This is a genomic window from Streptomyces spongiae, from assembly GCF_009377185.1.
In the GTDB taxonomy this organism is placed as follows: Bacteria; Actinomycetota; Actinomycetes; order Streptomycetales; family Streptomycetaceae; genus Streptomyces; species Streptomyces spongiae.
In genome coordinates, this window is sequence record NZ_VJZC01000182.1 from 1 (window position 1) to 16683 (window position 16683).

Below are 16683 nucleotides of genomic sequence, written 5' to 3' on the forward strand. Positions count from 1 at the left end.
GATGGGACGGGTAGGGGCGGCGGGGGCGGACCACCCACACGGCCCAGCCGGACGCCCCCGATTTTCTGACCCTCCGTCAGCCCAACTCCCCGGCTGACCAGCCAACTCCCCCGAAAATTCGCCGAGCCCCCGGCATATGCGTGCCGATCGAGGGAACGCGTGACTCTGATGGGCCGTCTGCACAAGCGAGGCGGCGCATCATCTGCTGACAATGGCGAAGACCCTCGCGCAGTGTCCGTGCGGGCGAGACTACGATGTAAGCCTTCACGTCACAGCACCCACTTCGCCGACCCGAAATAGCCATCAGTGCTCCACTTTGGGAAGGCCAGACGAATCCTGATGGGGAACTCAATGTCGTTCATCGGCCGTGACATGGCTGTCGACCTCGGGACCGCCAACACGCTGGTGTACGTCAGGGGTCGCGGGATCGTACTCAACGAGCCGTCCGTCGTCGCGATCAACACCAACACCGGTGGCATCCTCGCGGTCGGCGCGGAAGCGAAGAAGATGATCGGTCGGACGCCTGGCAACATCGTCGCCGTGCGCCCGCTCAAGGACGGCGTCATCGCCGACTTCGAGATCACCGAGCGGATGCTCCGTTACTTCATCCTGAAGATCCACAAGCGGAGGTATCTCGCCCGGCCCCGGGTCGTCGTATGTGTCCCGTCCGGAATCACCGGTGTCGAGCGCCGCGCCGTCATCGAGGCGTCCTCCCAGGCCGGCGCCCGCCAGGTGCACATCATCGAGGAGCCCATGGCCGCGGCCATCGGCTCCGGCCTGCCGGTCCACGAGGCCACGGGCAACATGGTGGTGGACATCGGCGGCGGCACCACGGAGGTCGCGGTCATCTCGCTCGGCGGAATCGTCACAGCACAGTCCATCCGCGTAGCGGGTGACGAGCTGGACAACGCGATCATTCAGCACATCAAGAAGGAGTACTCGCTGCTTCTTGGTGAGCGGACGGCCGAACAGATCAAGATCACGATCGGTTCCGCGTACGACCTCGACGCTGACGAGCACACCGAAATCCGCGGCCGGGACCTCGTCTCCGGACTGCCGAAGACCGTGGTCATCTCCGCGGCCGAGGTACGAAAAGCCATCGAAGAACCGGTCAACGCCATCGTCGACGCCGTAAAGACGACCCTCGACAAATGTCCGCCCGAGCTCTCCGGCGACATCATGGACCGGGGAATCGTGCTGACCGGCGGCGGCGCGCTGCTGCGCGGGCTCGACGAGCGGCTGCGCCGGGAGACCGGGATGCCGATCCACATCGCCGAGGACCCGCTGGACAGCGTGGCGCTCGGCTCCGGCAAGTGCGTCGAGGAGTTCGAGGCATTGCAGCAGGTTCTCGACGCCCAGCCGCGCAGATGACGTAACACTTCGATTCCGCCGTACGAGACGACCCCCTCTCGTGCGGCGGATCGTTGATATTGAGGCATAAGCTCCCCCATAACACCCGTGAGTGCCTCAACACCCGTGAGTCCTCGCGCTCCGGGATTGCCCCTTGTTGAGCTTTCGAACTGACCATTCCGACGAGGAAGGCACGGCCGCCGCACGTGAGGGACACACGAGAGAGCCGACTGCTCCTGGTGCTGCTGATCGCCATCGCGTTCGCACTGATCACGGTGGACATCCGCGGTGGGGAGGACTCTCCGGTCGATGGTGCCCGGCAGGCCGCGGCCACGGTCTTCGGCCCGATCGAGGACGGGGTCTCGACCGCCGTCGACCCCATAGGGAATGCCGTCTCCGCGATCCGTGACTCCGGCGAACGGCACGACCGGCTCGCCGAGCTGGAGAAGGAGAACGCCGCGCTCAAGGCGGACCTCGGCAGCGACGACCGCAACCGAAGCCGCGTCAGGCAGCTCGACAAGATGCTGAAGACGGCGGCCAACGGTCAGTACGGCATCAAGGGCGCCGAGGTCGTCGCCATCGGCGCCGCCCAGGGCTTCTCGTGGACCGTCACCATCGACGTCGGATCCAACGACGGCATCAAGAGAGACATGACGGTCCTGAACGGCGACGGGCTGGTCGGGCGGGTCACCACCGTCGGGCCCAACACCGCCACAGTGCTCCTCGCCAACGACCCCGACTTCACCGTGGGCACACGCATGGAGGCCACCGACGAGCTCGGCTTCGCCTCCGGGCAGGGTGACCGGCCGCTGCGCGTCGAGCTGCTCAACGGCAAGGCGAAGGTGAAGAAGGGCGACCGGCTGGTCACCTTCGGATCGCAGGCCGACAAGCCGTTCGTGCCGGGAGTGCCGGTGGGCGTCGTGTCCCGGGTCGACCCGTCCGGCGGCGACCTCACCCGCACGGTCTACGTCACCCCGTACGTCGGCTTCACCAAGCTCGACATCGTCGGTGTCGTGGTCGAGGCACCCCGCAAGGACCCCCGTGACACCGTCCTGCCGGACAAGCCGAAGCCCACGCCCACGCCGACCGTGACGGTGACGGTCACGCCCTCCGCACAGGCGCCCGTCGACGGGCAACCGCAAGAGCAGTAGGAGCTGACCCCTCATGCGCTTCAACCGGATGCTGCTCTCCACGACCCTCGTGATCGTGGCCCTGGTCGTCCAGGTGAGCATCCTCGCCCGACTCCATCTCCCCGGCGCCGTACCCGACTTGGTGCTCCTGACAGTGCTCGGCCTGGCGCTGGTGTACGGCCACGTCGGCGGTGCCCTCATCGGCTTCGGCGCGGGACTCCTGGCCGACCTCGCCCCGCCCGCCGACCACGCCGCGGGGCGCTATGCCCTCGTGCTGTGCCTCGTCGGCTACCTCGCCGGGCTCGTGAAGCCCGACAACGGGCAGCTCAGGTCCGCGACCGGTCCCATGGCCGTCGTGGTCGCCGCCGCCGTCGGCACGACCCTGCTGTACGCCGGTGTCGGCGCCCTCGTCGGCGACACCGCCGCACGCCATGTCGGCCTGCCCAGTCTGCTGTTCACGGCCGCCCTGTACGACCTGCTGCTCGCACCCTTCGTCGTCCCCGCGATCATGGCCCTGGCCCGCCGCGCCGACAACGACCCCCTTGCCGAGAGCTCCTCCGCCAAGGCCGCCGACGTCTCCTCGGGCTGGCTCTCCTCCGGCACCGGCCTGAGCATCGGCAGCCAGCGCGGCGGCCTCCGCCTGAAGGCGGCCAGGTCACGCATGGCGCGCGCCGGGCGCATCAAGGGGGTCAAGCGGCTGTGACGGCGGGCGAGTTCACCCGAACGGGGAAACCCTGGCGGAACGCGGCCTCACAGGCCCGTCGTTCATCATGCGTACGCGCACACACATTCGCGCTCTGAGAGGGGGAGGCAGCAGTGACCAATATCCCCGAGACGGGCCGGACCCCACGGGTCCAGATCCGGCTCGTCATCATCCAGATCCTCGTCGTCTCCCTCCTCGGCACCCTCGGCGGCCGCCTCTGGTACCTCCAGATCCGCGAGGGCGAGGCCTACGCCAAGGAGGCGTCGGGCAACCACGTGCAGCAGGTCGTCGACCCCGCCGTACGCGGCTCGATCCTCGACGCGCGCGGCGTCCCGATCGCTGACAACGAAACGCGGCTCGTCGTCTCCGCCTCCCGCACCGACCTCCTGAAGATGAAGGACGACGGCGACGCGGTCCTCGCCAAGCTCGCCGGCGTCCTGGGCATGACGCCCAAGGAGGTCATGAACAAGGTCCGGCTGTGCGACTCCAAAACGCCGCAGCCCTGCTGGAACGGCTCCCCGTACCAGCCGATCCCCATCACCGACGAGGCCACCGCCAAGCAGGCCCTGCAGATCCGCGAGCGCTCCGAGGACTTCCCCGGCATCACCGCCGAGCCCCAGGCCGTGCGTCGCTACCCGAGCCCCGGCAAGGCCAACACCGCGCAGGTCCTCGGCTACCTCTCGCCCGTCACCGACGAGGAGATCAAGCAGGCGCAGAACACGAACTCGCCGTACCTGCGCTCGGACCAGGTCGGACGCAGTGGCCTCGAACGCGAGTACGACAAGCAGCTGCGCGGCAAGGCCGGCGTCACCCGCTACGAGGTCGACAACCTCGGCCGGGTCATCGGACAGGCCGAGGCCGACCCGGCCCAGCCCGGGGAGAACCTCGTCACCAGCATCGACGCCCGCGTCCAGCGCATCGCCGAGTACGAGCTCAACGAGGCGATGAAGGAGGCCCGCAAGCAGGTCGACCGGAACACCGGCACCAACTACAAGGCGGACTCCGGCGCGGTCGTGGTGATGGAGGCCAAGACGGGCCGCATCGTCTCCATGGCGTCCAACCCGTCGTACGACCCGAACGCCTGGGTCGGCGGCATCTCCGGCAAGGACTACGCCCGCCTCACCGGCAAGAAGTCCAACTACCCGCTGCTGAACCGCGCGATCCAGGGCCAGTCGGCCCCCGGCTCCATCTTCAAGGTCGTCCCGACGGCCGCCGCGGTCAACGCCGGCTACCCGTTCGACGGCAGCTACGAGTGCTCCAGCTCGTACTCGATCGGCGGACAGGTCTTCAAGAACTTCGAGTCCAAGGGATACGGCCCGATCAACCTCGGCCGCGCCCTGGAGGTCTCCTGCGACACCGTCTTCTACCGCCTCTCCCACGAGGAGTGGAAGCGCGACGGCGGCACCAAGCCGAAGAAGAACGCCAAGGACTGGTTCTACAAGACCGCCCACCAGTTCGGCCTCGGCGCCGAGACCGGCATCGACCTGCCCAACGAGGTCTCCGGCCGCATCCCCGACCGCCAGTGGAAGCTGAACTACTGGAAGGCCAACAAGGACGCCTGGTGCAAGACCGGCAAGAAGAACGGCGACTACGCCGAGCGCATCGCGTACGAGAACTGCCTCGAGGGCAACCGCATGCGCGCCGGTGACTCCGTCAACTACTCCATCGGCCAGGGCGACACCCTCGTCACCCCCATCCAGATGGCCACCATCTACGGGGCGATCGCCAACGGCGGCACCCTCTACGACCCCACCGTCGGCAAGGCCGTCCTCAGCGCCGACGGCAAGAACGTCGAGGAGATCAAGCCCAAGTCGCACGGCAAGCTGCCGATGACGCGGAAGACCCGTAACGAGATAGACGACGCCCTCGCGGGTGTCGCGACCCGCGGTACGGCTGCCTGGCGCTTCCAGGGCTGGCCGCAGGACGAGATCCCGATGCACGCCAAGACGGGTACGGCGGAGGTCTACGGCAAGCAGACCACGTCGTGGTTCGCCTCGTACACCAAGGACTACACGATCGTCATGACGATCTCCCAGGGTGGTACGGGCTCCGGCGCCTCGGCCCCGGCCGTCCGCAAGCTCTACAACGCCCTGTACGGCGTCTCCGAGGACGGCAAGATCGACAAGAAGAAGGCGCTGCTCTACACCCCGCAGAAGAACCTGCCGAAGATCGAGTCCGACGGGTCGATCGACTCCCCGAAGGTCGGGGCCTACCCACCGAAGAAGACGGAGCAGGCCACCGAGGAAGGCGCCCTGCCGGTGACGGGCAACAGCCCGGCCGCCACCGTGCCCGACCCCAATACGGGCAACAACCGCGACACCCGACGGCGCGCGGCCCGCCCGAAGAAGAGGAAGAGGCGGAGGACGTCTCCATGACCGGCGCCAACAGTTTCTCCGTCTCCGGGTACGGACCCCAGCGCACCGGCTGGGCCCGGCTGTTCGCCCGCGACTCGCTGGCCCGCAGGCTCGACTGGCCGATCATGCTGTGCGCGGTCGCGCTGTCCCTGATCGGCGCGGCCCTCGTCTACTCGGCGACCCGCAACCGCACCGAGCTCAACCAGGGCGACCCGTATTACTTCCTGGTCCGGCACCTCTTCAACACCGGCATAGGGTTCGCCCTGATGGTCGGCACGGTCTGGCTCGGCCACCGCACCCTGCGCACGGCCGTCCCCGTCCTGTACGGCATCTCGGTCTTCCTGATCCTGCTGGTGCTCACCCCGCTCGGCGCCACCATCAACGGCGCCCACGCGTGGATCGTCCTCGGCGGCGGCTTCTCGCTGCAGCCCTCCGAGTTCGTGAAGATCACGATCATCGTGGGCATGGCGATGCTGCTCGCCGCCCGAGTGGACGCGGGCGACAAGCAGCACCCCGACCACCGCACGGTCATGCAGTCCCTCGGCCTCGCCGCCGTGCCGATACTGATCGTGCTGCTCATGCCCGACCTCGGCTCGGTCATGGTCATGGTCATCATCGTGCTCGGCGTGCTGCTCGCCTCCGGCGCCTCCAACCGCTGGGTCCTCGGGCTGATCGGCACGGGCGCGATCGGCGCGGTCGCGGTCTGGCAGCTGGGGATCCTCGACGAGTACCAGATCAACCGGTTCGCCGCCTTCGCCAACCCCGAGCTCGACCCGGCCGGCGTCGGCTACAACACCAACCAGGCCCGCATCGCCATCGGCTCCGGCGGCCTCTTCGGCACCGGACTCGGCAAGGGCTCGCAGACCACCGGCCAGTTCGTGCCCGAACAGCAGACGGACTTCGTCTTCACGGTCGCGGGAGAGGAACTGGGCTTCATCGGCGCGGGCCTGATCATCGTGCTGCTGGGCATCGTCCTGTGGCGCGCCTGCCGCATCGCCCGCGAGACGACCGAGCTGTACGGCACGATCGTCGCCGCCGGGATCATCGCCTGGTTCGCCTTCCAGTCCTTCGAGAACATCGGGATGACGCTGGGCATCATGCCGGTGGCCGGTCTGCCACTGCCGTTCGTGTCGTACGGAGGATCGTCGATGTTCGCGGTGTGGGTGGCTGTGGGGCTGCTGCAGTCGATCCGGGTGCAGAGGCCGATGTCGGCGTAGCGGTAACACTGCGTACAGTCAGGGTGAAGTCCAGGTGTCGGCGCTTCAATCATGCGGGGACTGCCCATGAAACGGATGAGCGACTAGATTCGGTTCATGGCGGACACGAAACGCGAGATCGAGCGGAAGTACGAATCCGACGAGAGCGGCCTGCCCGACCTGACCGGGGTCGCCGGGGTCGAGACCGTGGTCGACAAGGGCGTCGCCGAGCTGGACGCCGTCTACTACGACACCCCTGACGAACGCCTCGCCGCCGCCGCGATCACCCTCCGCCGCCGCACCGGAGGCGACGACGCGGGCTGGCACCTGAAGTTCCCCGTCTCCTCCGACGTACGGGACGAGATCCGCGCGCCCCTCTCCGACACCGTGCCCCGGGCCCTGGCGGGGCTCGTGCGCTCCCGGGTCCGTGACACCGACCTCGTCCCCCTCGTCCGCATCCGCTCCTCCCGCGACGTCCGTGACCTGCTGGACGCGGACGGCGCGCTCCTGGCCGAGGTCAGCGTCGACGCCGTACACGCCGAGCGGCTCACCGGCGAAGGGCGCGGTGCACAGTGGTCCGAGATCGAGGTGGAGTTGGCCGACGGCGGTGACCCGGCCTTCCTCGACAAGGTCGACAAGAAGTTGCGCAAGGGGGGAGTACGGGCCGCCGCGTCACCGTCGAAGCTGGCCAGAGCCCTGTGCGAGACGGCACCGCCCACGACGAGCAAGCCCGGTAAGAAGGCCAAGGAGAGCAAGGGCGCCAAGGCGGGCAAGGGGCCCGAGGCAGCCAAGAAGGCCAAGGCGGGTGGGAAGGGAGTTCCCGAGCCGCAGCGGGTCGCCGTCGACTACGTCCTCGCCTACGTGCGCGCCCAGCGCGAAGCGATCGTCGGCCTGGACCCCGCCGTCCGCCGTGACCTGCCCGACTCCGTGCACAGCATGCGCGTCGCCACGCGCCGGCTGCGCAGCACCTTCCGGTCGTACGCCAAGGTCCTGGACCGCACCTTCAGCGACCCCATCGGCGCGGAACTCAAATGGCTCGCTGAGGAGTTGGGCGTAAACCGCGACCAGGAGGTGCTGACCGAACGCCTGACGGCCGCGCTGAGCGACCTGCCCAGGGCGCTCTTCATCGGCCCCGTCCGCACCCGGCTGCGCACCTGGGCGCACGCCCGCAGCTCCGGCTCCCGGCGCCGTCTGATCGCCGTACTCGACGGGAAGCGGTACCTGGAGCTGCTGAACACCCTCGACGCGCTGATCGCCGACCCGCCCCTGCTCAAGGCCGCCGGGGGCGATCCGGAGAAGGTGCTCGCCAAGGCCGTCCAGCGAGGGGAGGACCGGGTGTCCGCGCTGGTCCGACAGGCCCTGGACGTGCCGTCCGGCGCCGACCGCGACCTGGCCATGCACGAGGCCCGCAAGAAGGCCAAGCGCGCCCGGTACGCGGCGGAGGCGGCCTCCGAGTTCGACGACCGCTTCAAGGCCCGGGTCCGCGCCATGAAATCCCTCCAGAGCCTCCTCGGCGACCACCAGGACAGCGTGATGACCCGGGAGGCCCTGCGCGGACTCGCGGCGCAGGCCCAAGGGGCGGGGGAGAGCTCCTTCACGTACGGGGTGCTGTACGGCCGCGAGGAGCGGAGGGCCGCGGAGATCGAGGCGGCGCTGCCGGAGGCGTACGAACGGTGCTGCGAGTCCTGACGTCGGCGGATGCGTACGCACGCGTGCGGGGGGTGCCGCGGGCCGCGTTAGGCTAGATGGTCACTCCTGTCCTTTCAGTCCATCCCCCGAAGGTTCGCGAGATGCCTGCCGAAGTCGCTGCGGCCGCTGAGTCTGTGTTTCCACAGCTCGAAGCTCTGCTCCCGCATGTGCAGAAGCCGATCCAGTACGTCGGAGGAGAGCTCAACTCCACCGTCAAGCCGTGGGACTCCTGTGACGTCCACTGGGCGCTCATGTATCCCGACGCCTACGAGGTCGGGCTGCCCAACCAGGGCGTCATGATCCTCTACGAGGTACTGAACGAGCAGGAGGGCGTCCTAGCCGAGCGCACGTACAGCGTGTGGCCGGACCTGGAGGAGCTGATGCGGGAGCACGGCGTCCCGCAGTTCACGGTGGACAGCCACAGGCCGGTGAAGGCATTCGACGTGTTCGGTCTGTCCTTCTCCACGGAGCTGGGCTACACGAACATGCTCACGGCCCTGGACCTGGCCGGGATCCCGCTGGAGTCCAAGGACCGCACGATCGACGACCCGATCGTCCTGGCCGGCGGTCACGCCGCCTTCAACCCCGAGCCGATCGCCGACTTCATCGACGCGGCGGTCATCGGCGACGGCGAGCAGGCCGTGCTCGACATGACGAGGATCATCCGCGAGTGGAAGGCGGAGGGCCGGCCGGGCGGCCGCGAGGAGGTCCTGTTCCGCCTGGCGAAGACGGGCGGGGTGTACGTCCCGAGGTTCTACGACGTCGAGTACCTCCCCGACGGCCGTATCGCCCGAGTGGTCCCCAACCGCTCCGGGGTCCCGTGGCGCGTGTCCAAGCACACGGTCATGGACCTGGACGAGTGGCCGTACCCCAAGCAGCCCCTCGTCCCGCTCGCCGAGACGGTCCACGAGCGCATGTCGGTGGAGATCTTCCGGGGCTGCACGCGCGGCTGCCGCTTCTGTCAGGCGGGCATGATCACGCGCCCGGTGCGGGAGCGCTCGATCACGGGCATCGGAGAGATGGTCGACAAGGGCCTGAAGACGACGGGCTTCGAGGAGGTGGGCCTGCTCTCCCTTTCCTCGGCGGACCACTCGGAGATCGGTGACATCGCCAAGGGCCTGGCGGACAGGTACGAGGAGGACAAGATCGGCCTGTCCCTCCCCTCCACCCGCGTGGACGCCTTCAACATCGACCTGGCGAACGAGCTGACGAGGAACGGCCGCCGTTCGGGCCTGACCTTCGCCCCCGAGGGCGGCTCGGAGCGCATCCGCAAGGTCATCAACAAGATGGTCTCGGAGGAGGACCTGATCCGGACCGTCTCCACCGCCTACGGCAACGGCTGGCGCCAGGTGAAGCTGTACTTCATGTGCGGCCTGCCGACGGAGACGGACGACGACGTCCTCCAGATCGCCGACATGGCGACCCGCGTCATCCAGAAGGGCCGCGAGGTCTCCGGCTCGAACGACATCCGCTGCACGGTCTCGATCGGCGGTTTCGTCCCCAAGCCGCACACCCCCTTCCAGTGGGCCCCGCAGCTGAGCGCGGAGGAGACGGACACCCGCCTGGAGAAGCTGAGGGACAAGATCCGCGGCGACAAGAAGTACGGCCGCTCGATCGGCTTCCGCTACCACGACGGCAAGCCGGGCATCGTCGAGGGCCTCCTGTCCCGGGGCGACCGCCGTATCGGCTCGGTCATCCGCGCGGTCTACGAGGACGGCGGCCGCTTCGACGGCTGGCGCGAGCACTTCTCGTACGACCGCTGGATGAGCTGCGCCGACAAGGCTCTGGCCCCCTTCGGCGTCGACGTCGACTGGTACACGACACGCGAGCGCACGTACGAGGAGGTCCTGCCCTGGGACCACCTCGACTCGGGCCTGGACAAGGACTGGCTCTGGGAGGACTGGCAGGACGCCCTCGACGAGACAGAGGTCGAGGACTGCCGGTGGACGCCGTGCTTCGACTGCGGGGTGTGCCCGCAGATGGACACAAGTATTCAGATCGGCCCAACGGGCAAGAAGTTGTTGCCGCTTACGGTGAAGCAGTCTGCGGGGAGTGGGCACGTGCACTGACGTGGTCGGCTGAGCGTTGACGCTTCGTTGAGCCATTGAGCCCCCACCGAATCGGTGGGGGCTCAACGACGTTCAGGAGTACCCCGGCGGAGTAGCTCCGTGTGCGCACCTCCGGCTCGGGTTTGAGCCTGGTTGCATGAGTATCCGCCCGTGGGTCGTTGTCGAAGCACCGGATCGGCGTGGGCTGCGTCGGGTCACCAAGGGCGGCAAGACGGTGGGGAGTGCCTGGTCGCCGGGGGAACTGCGGAAGCTGCTCAGACGCCTCGGCTTTCCGCAGGACATCGATCTGGAGGATTCGACGTCCATATGCTGGCGCGGGGGTGGCAGCGGGACGTGGCCCGACCGTCCTTGGAGAAGGTATGCGGTCATCGTGCTGATGCTGGCCGGACTGCTTGCGTCCATGGCCCTCAACGCGGTCGTCGGATGGCCGGACGCTTCTGGGGCCCTGACCTTCGCGCAACGCATCAGCGGGGTTCTGTTCGTCCTCACGGGCGTGGTGGAGGGTGCGGCAGCGATCGCGGTACTCGACTACTGGAGGAGACGGCAGTTCAGGGCCTCCGGCGCGATCGTCCTGCTGGGGGCGCTCATCGCACTGGCCACTGACAGTGTCCTGCTGTTCATGTGGCTCGAAGAGAGGGAGTACACCTACTACCTGCTGGTGTTCCTGCCGCTCTGGTGCTGGTCTCTTTGGGCGGTCTTCCTTCTTGTTCATGAGCGATCGTGGAAGGGAATTCCCCAACCCAAGAGGTTTGCTGCGGGGGTGGTGGTCACAGCGGTCCTGAGCGGTGTCAGCCTGGCGTATTCGACCATGTACCAGCCTGCGGCAGCCCCTATGCACTTCACCCTGAAGGCGGAATTCGGGAAGTCACGGGCGGACCGCAACCACCCGTTTGTTCATGTCCCGCTGACGCTCTCCATGAAAAACACCGGCGGAATTCCCGTGTACATCATGAACGATATCTACACGGTACGCGGAAGAGAGGCCAAGTACTCTGAGAGTGGAGACTTGGCGACGGAGTGGAGGGAGAGTTTGGGGAGGCGGGGTGGGGGTGAGGGCGAGGCGGAACTCCACGTCGGCAATCTCAGGTACACACCAATAAGCAGCGGGCATTTCTACGGTCCGGGCAACAGGCTCGACGTCGGGCAGGAATACACTCTGAAGCGGGTGTTCCAACTCCCCGAGGACACCAAGTACGACACCGTAAGTGTCCGCCTGCAGATTTTGTACATGAGGAAGGACCGCGGGAAGCTCGACGCGGAGGAGTTCGGAACTCCGCATTACACTTGGAACGAGCGTGACAAGTATTTTTGCCTCCCAGAGTGGTGCGGGGAACAGCTCATCTACAGCGGGAGGTTGTGGCACAACAACAACCTCATCAACGTGACGCGCAAACCGCGCTATGTGACGGCAATCTGGTCTCCGGGGGGACGGAATTTCGTATCCTCCATTTCATCGGTCGATTATTCGAGTTATCCGAGCGATGCCAAGGAGGTGAAGAGGGAGCTGGACAGATACGGAGCAGCGAAGGTCAGCGCCAATTCGGTTGTGTCCGTCGCGGAGTTGCTGAGGTACTCCGGTGTTTCTATCCCTCGCCGTCCTCGGTGAGCCAGGTTCCGACTGTGATCCCGTCCTCCTCAAGGTACGACGCCGTCTTCTGGCAGTAGAGACCCGCCATGCCGAGGTTCCCCATCAATTCGCTTCTCGGTACGAGGTCGGCGAGCTCGGTGATGAGCTGTGCAACGTCGAACTGGGCTTGGGAGTGCTCGTCATTCTGCAGCTGAGCCAGGACATCGAGCAGGTCGTCATCCTGTTCCACGGCCTTCCAGAAGTCCTTGACGCCTTCGGCGTCCCACTCCTGGGGAACCAGATCCTCCAGACTCTGGCTCAGATCATGCTCCGCTTCGGAATCGAATATGGCAGTGGTGCAGAGTGCGGCCGCCTTGCTGAGGGGGGCGTCCGGCCGGTCCTGATCCGAGGCGGCTTCATCCTGCCATTTCTTCATTCGAGCGGTCTGCTCGTCCAGATCCTGGCCGGCTTCGGCTCGGTCCTTCTGCGACGCCCCTGGGTCGCTGATCTTCTTCATGGACGCGCTGACCTCGTCCGTGATTTCCGCGAGCCTTTTCTGTTCCTGTCGGGATGTCTTCGGGGCCTGGATCCACTCCGGCGAGGAGCTCACCGGCAGGGCGACCGAGCGAATCCGCTGCGACTCCGGGCTCTTCTCCAGGCTGTAGTTCACCTGTTTCACGATGGCGATCAGCCGGGCTCGCAGCTCCTGGGACGTCTCGGAAGCGCGGATCATGTCCAGGGCGGATGTCGTCCGCTTCACCACCAGGATGAGTGTGGCCCGTTCCTCAGGCCGCATGTCCTGGTCATGGCCCATCACCAGTGTGGAGGACACCTGCTTCACGATCGCGATCAACTGTTCCTGCAGCTCGCCGGGTGTGCTGGGGTCGCTGATGGTGGGCAGCGTGGAGGCAACCTCCTTCGCGCTTTCGATGACCCCTTCCCTGTCTTGCGGTGACGTCTCCGGGGCCGCAGCTCCCTGGAGGATCGTGGTCAATTGCTCCACGGCCGGCACGAGTTCCTCAGGGATGTTGTCCTTCTGCTCGTTCAGGCTTGCCGTTACGTCTTCAATCTGATTCTTCTGTTCCGCCGGGGGGTCGGTCGCCGGTTTGCTCGGCGTGGATGGGGGAGGTGTGGAAGTCTCCGTCTCCGTATCCGTATCCGTGGGCGGAGGAGGTGTGTAGGTATCCGTATCTGTATCCGCGTCAGTGGGCGTATCCGTAGGCGTATCCGTGGGCGTGGGTGTGGGCGTATCCGTGGGCGGAGGAGGTGTTGTCTGAGTGGGTACTTCAGTCGTGCTCTCGCTGTGTGACTGAGGCGCTGCCGAAGCATTCGTCAGACCTGCCGGCAACGCGAGCGCCGCAGCCAAGACAGATGCGTTGACCATGTGGAAGACGTATCGCCGTGCGGTTCTGGCCATGATGGTTCCAGATGCGCTATGCGTTGTGCGGAGCCGATATGAATTCACTGTTCACCCGCCCGGCGCATCCCGCAAACGCGAACACCGCCTCGGTTCACCCGCACGGCCCAGCATGCGTAGGGGTCGGTAGGCCCATACCGTGGAAGGGCAAGCAACTGGCGCGTGGGTGCCGTGTTCTGCGGGGTGCCGCGTGTCGGTTTCCGTACACCACGGAAGGCGGTCCTGAGATGGCTACAGCCTCCGACACTCCCGTTCTCGACACGCTCGCCGCCATGACCATCGACTCGGTCGAGCGCTGCGGCATGGATGACGCCTCGCTCATCCTCACCCGCATCGCCGCGCTCGCGGCCATGGACGCACCGGCGATCTCCTACCTTGCCCACGTCGACCCCGCCGTCAAGGCCAACCTGACGCTCGAACAGGTACAGGACGTCCTCGTGGCGATCGCCCCCGTCGTGGGCACGGCCCGGGTCATGGCGGCAGCGGGTCACATCACCGAGGCGCTCGGCTTCACCGTCGCGGTGGCCGAGGCCGACGCCGAAGCGATCGCGAAGGGCGAGACCCGCAGCCGGGGCAAGTCCTGAGCGAGTGGAGTGAGTCGGTCACTCGAGGGCCGACGGCGAGCCGGCTCCCCGGGGCCGGCTCAGCCTTGCCCGGCCTTGCCGGCGTACTCGTCGTGCCAGTTCCACCACTCGTACGGCGGAGTCTGGGGATAGTCCTCGGGCGAGTCCTCCCAGGTCTCCTGCCGCCCGAGCGCGGTCATGTCCAGGTAGCTCCAGGTGCTGCCCAACGCCTCGTCACCGCGGGCCTCGACGAAGTAGGTGCGGAACACGCTGTCGCCCTCGCGGATGAAGGCGTTCGTGCCGTGCCACTCGGCCACACCGAAGTCGGCGTCGAAGTCGTCGGTGATCGTGTACCAGGGCATCGTCCAGCCCATCCGCGCCTTCACCCGCTGGATGTCCGGCTGCGGGGCGCGCGAGGCGAAGACGAGCGTGGTGTCCCGGGCGTTCAGATGAGCGAGGTGGCCGACGTGGTCACCCACCATGGAGCAGCCGACGCAGGCGTGGTCGGGCCAGCCGGACACCCCGGGCTCGAAGAAGGCACGGTAGACGATCAGCTGACGACGTCCCTCGAACAGGTCGAGCAGACTCGCCCTGCCCTCGGGGCCGTCGAACACGTACTGCTTCTCCACCGCCAGCCACGGCATCTGCCGACGCTTGGCGGCCAGTGCGTCACGGGCGTGGGTCAGCTGCTTCTCCTCCACCAGCAGCTGCTCGCGCGCGGCATCCCAGTCTCGCGGTGAAACGGTCGGGTGTGTCGTCATGGTGACGTTCCCCTTCCAGTCGGTCCCTGTGTCCAGGGTCGGCTGCCACGGGCACGAGTGCACCCCCACACAAGAGAAATCAAACATATGATCGATCGCGATGGGGTCAGCTGTTGCGGCTGCTGATCAGCGTGTCGGCGTCGTGGACTCCGGCGAGCCGGGCGAAGCCGAGCGCGTAGGCGTGTATGTGCCGTTGCACGGTGCGCAGTTCGGCGCGGCAGGCCGCGTTGTCGGGCCAGGCCGATTCGGGGTCGTCGGGATGTGCCGTCTCGAACTCGCGCAGCCGCGGGTGCCAGCCGGAGAGGAACGGGCGCAGTTCCTGGTTGAGCATGGCGAGGGCCATGGACTCGACCGTCTGCGCGCCGGTGGCGGCCACGGAGGGGCGGCTTTCCTTGAGGATGTCGCGGGTGGTGCCGAAGAGGCTGTAGAGAGAGTTCATCGCCTCCCTGATGAGCCCTTCGTCGGGCGCCAGCGGCTGTGTGGACACCCGGGTCGCGGTTTCGACGAACAGGTGCCAGGCCACCTGCCGGGCGTCGTTGTTGACGACGAAGGTGAACTCACTGAGCTGGGGAACCGTGACCTTCACCTCGGACAGCCGTGCCGCCCGCCCGTAGAGCTGGAACACGGTGACCGCCACGGCGCCCGCGACGGCTCCCGTGATGATGAAGAGATTGCGTCCGGTGATCTGCGTGACGGCGAACACGGCCAGCCCGGTCAGCGCGCCGATGACCATGGCGACCAGGAGCCGCATGGTGCGGCCACCGAGCATCCTCCGCACCGGAGTTGTCGAGACGGGCGTCGAGCCGGTTGTCGAGTTGTCTGTCGAGTTGGTCGTCAAGTTCGTCATGCCCCCACCAAGCGTGCCCCGTTGGCCCTCACGGGCCCGCGCCGAGAACTTACCCCCTGGGACCTCGCGTTCATCCGGTGGTGGCGGTCTTCATCAACCGGTGGTGGAGGTCTTCATCAACGCAGGGAGCTCAGGGACCTCAGCAGCAGTGCGACGCTCGGCGCGCAGGCGACCCGGCCGTCGAGGGCGGCGGCGACTGCCTCGTGGGGCTCAAGACGCCGCACGATCAGATCCGCCTCGGTCGGTTCGGGGTCCGGAGCCTTCGCGTCCGGCTCCTCCACCTGCCAGAGGTGGACGCGGGCCGGTGACAGCCCGGGCAGGGGGTACAGGGACCCGAGGTCCGTCCAGCGTCCCCCGTGGTGGCCGGTCTCCTCGGCGAGCTCCCGCCGACCGGCGGTCTCGCTGTCCGGGTCCTGAGGGTCGACACTCCCGCCGGGAAGCTGCCAGGTCACGCCCGCGAGATAGTGATGCTGCTCGATGACCAGCACGTGTCCGTCGACGAACGCGGCAACCCGCACCGAGTCCGGCGCCTCGACCCAGTCGTACCGTCCCGGCCGGCCGTCGGGCGTGGTCACGTCGTCCTCCCACACCGTGAAACGGGGGGTTGTCCAGGCTTTCCGGCGCCCGTGCCGCGTCCAGACGTCCCGCTGATCCATGTCCTTCTCCTCCGTACTCGGTGCCGCCCGTGCGCACACGATTCTCTCCGGGGCCCGCGGGGCGTTGTGGGCGCGCCGGGGCGTCGGGCCGCGGCACTGGTTCCGTACCGAATCGTTGCGAGCGGACCGCATCCGCGCCCTCGGCCGGTGCGTCTTGGCCGACATGGATCTCGAGAAGGCAGGGCCCCGGACTCCGGCGGAGCGGTCCACGCAGGTGTCCCGGCCGGAAGGGTGCCTCGTCGTGGCGATCCGCGTTCCCGTGCGGATCGTGGTGCTTGTGCTGGTCGTCCCGGTGCGGATGGTGTGGGACGCGCTGGTCGTGGGCGGGCGGTTGCTGAGGGACAGCGTGCTGCGGCCGTTGGGACGGGCCCTGTTGTGGGT

Annotated in this window: 13 protein-coding genes and 1 pseudogene; 10 read left to right on the forward strand and 4 right to left on the reverse strand. The window is 67.3% G+C overall.

Annotated features, from left to right (window positions below; all coding sequences use genetic code 11):
- Nucleotides 1–351: 351 nt before the first annotated feature.
- The 8 genes from FNH08_RS23570 (at nt 352) to FNH08_RS50860 (ending at nt 12097) form a co-directional block, all read left to right on the forward strand.
- Complete coding sequence (locus FNH08_RS23570; protein WP_004931372.1) at nt 352–1371, forward strand: rod shape-determining protein; 1020 nt, start codon at nt 352–354, stop codon at nt 1369–1371.
- A 185-nt stretch (nt 1372–1556) separates the two neighbouring features.
- Nucleotides 1557–2501 (forward strand): rod shape-determining protein MreC, encoded by a 945-nt coding sequence (gene mreC / locus FNH08_RS23575; protein WP_322725196.1) that lies wholly within the window; start codon nt 1557–1559, stop codon nt 2499–2501.
- 13 nt (nt 2502–2514) lie between these two features.
- Nucleotides 2515–3183 (forward strand): rod shape-determining protein MreD, encoded by a 669-nt coding sequence (mreD, locus tag FNH08_RS23580; protein ID WP_152773535.1) that lies wholly within the window; start codon nt 2515–2517, stop codon nt 3181–3183.
- Between the two features lie 113 nt (nt 3184–3296).
- Nucleotides 3297–5558 carry a penicillin-binding protein 2 gene (gene mrdA, locus FNH08_RS23585; RefSeq protein WP_322725198.1) on the forward strand — a complete coding sequence of 754 codons (2262 nt, stop codon included), beginning with the start codon at nt 3297–3299 and terminating at the stop codon, nt 5556–5558.
- A complete protein-coding gene (rodA, locus tag FNH08_RS23590; protein WP_152773536.1) occupies nt 5555–6754 on the forward strand; it encodes a rod shape-determining protein RodA in 1200 nt (399 codons plus the stop codon). Before mrdA ends, rodA begins: the two co-directional genes overlap by 4 nt.
- Nucleotides 6755–6850: 96 nt before the next feature.
- A complete protein-coding gene (locus FNH08_RS23595) occupies nt 6851–8422 on the forward strand; it encodes a CYTH and CHAD domain-containing protein (RefSeq protein WP_152773537.1) in 1572 nt (523 codons plus the stop codon).
- A 101-nt stretch (nt 8423–8523) separates the two neighbouring features.
- On the forward strand, nt 8524–10491 hold the full coding sequence (locus FNH08_RS23600) for a TIGR03960 family B12-binding radical SAM protein (protein WP_152773538.1): 1968 nt from the start codon (nt 8524–8526) through the stop codon (nt 10489–10491).
- A gap of 136 nt (nt 10492–10627) precedes the next feature.
- On the forward strand, nt 10628–12097 hold the full coding sequence (locus FNH08_RS50860) for a Yip1 family protein (protein ID WP_194238578.1): 1470 nt from the start codon (nt 10628–10630) through the stop codon (nt 12095–12097).
- On the opposite strand, the gene FNH08_RS23610 is transcribed toward FNH08_RS50860, so the two are convergent.
- The gene (locus FNH08_RS23610; RefSeq protein ID WP_194238579.1) at nt 12075–13061 is read right to left on the reverse strand and encodes a hypothetical protein; all 987 of its coding nucleotides are present in this window, start codon (nt 13059–13061) and stop codon (nt 12075–12077) included. The two genes, FNH08_RS50860 and FNH08_RS23610, sit on opposite strands and share 23 nt — an antisense overlap.
- A gap of 641 nt (nt 13062–13702) precedes the next feature.
- Here FNH08_RS23610 and FNH08_RS23615 point away from each other — a divergent pair.
- A complete protein-coding gene (locus FNH08_RS23615) occupies nt 13703–14059 on the forward strand; it encodes a carboxymuconolactone decarboxylase (protein ID WP_152773540.1) in 357 nt (118 codons plus the stop codon).
- A 59-nt stretch (nt 14060–14118) separates the two neighbouring features.
- On the opposite strand, the gene FNH08_RS23620 is transcribed toward FNH08_RS23615, so the two are convergent.
- The 3 genes from FNH08_RS23620 to FNH08_RS23630 form a co-directional block, all read right to left on the reverse strand.
- Entirely contained in the window at nt 14119–14799 is a 681-nt protein-coding gene (locus tag FNH08_RS23620; RefSeq protein ID WP_152773541.1) for a DUF899 domain-containing protein, read from the reverse strand.
- 106 nt (nt 14800–14905) lie between these two features.
- Entirely contained in the window at nt 14906–15646 is a 741-nt protein-coding gene (locus tag FNH08_RS23625; protein ID WP_152773542.1) for a hypothetical protein, read from the reverse strand.
- A 116-nt stretch (nt 15647–15762) separates the two neighbouring features.
- On the reverse strand, nt 15763–16302 hold the full coding sequence (locus FNH08_RS23630; protein WP_194238580.1) for an NUDIX domain-containing protein: 540 nt from the start codon (nt 16300–16302) through the stop codon (nt 15763–15765).
- Nucleotides 16303–16465: 163 nt separating this feature from the next.
- On the opposite strand from FNH08_RS23630, the pseudogene FNH08_RS23635 reads away from it, so the two are divergent.
- Nucleotides 16466–16683, forward strand: a pseudogene (locus FNH08_RS23635) (hypothetical protein); the annotation flags it as partial.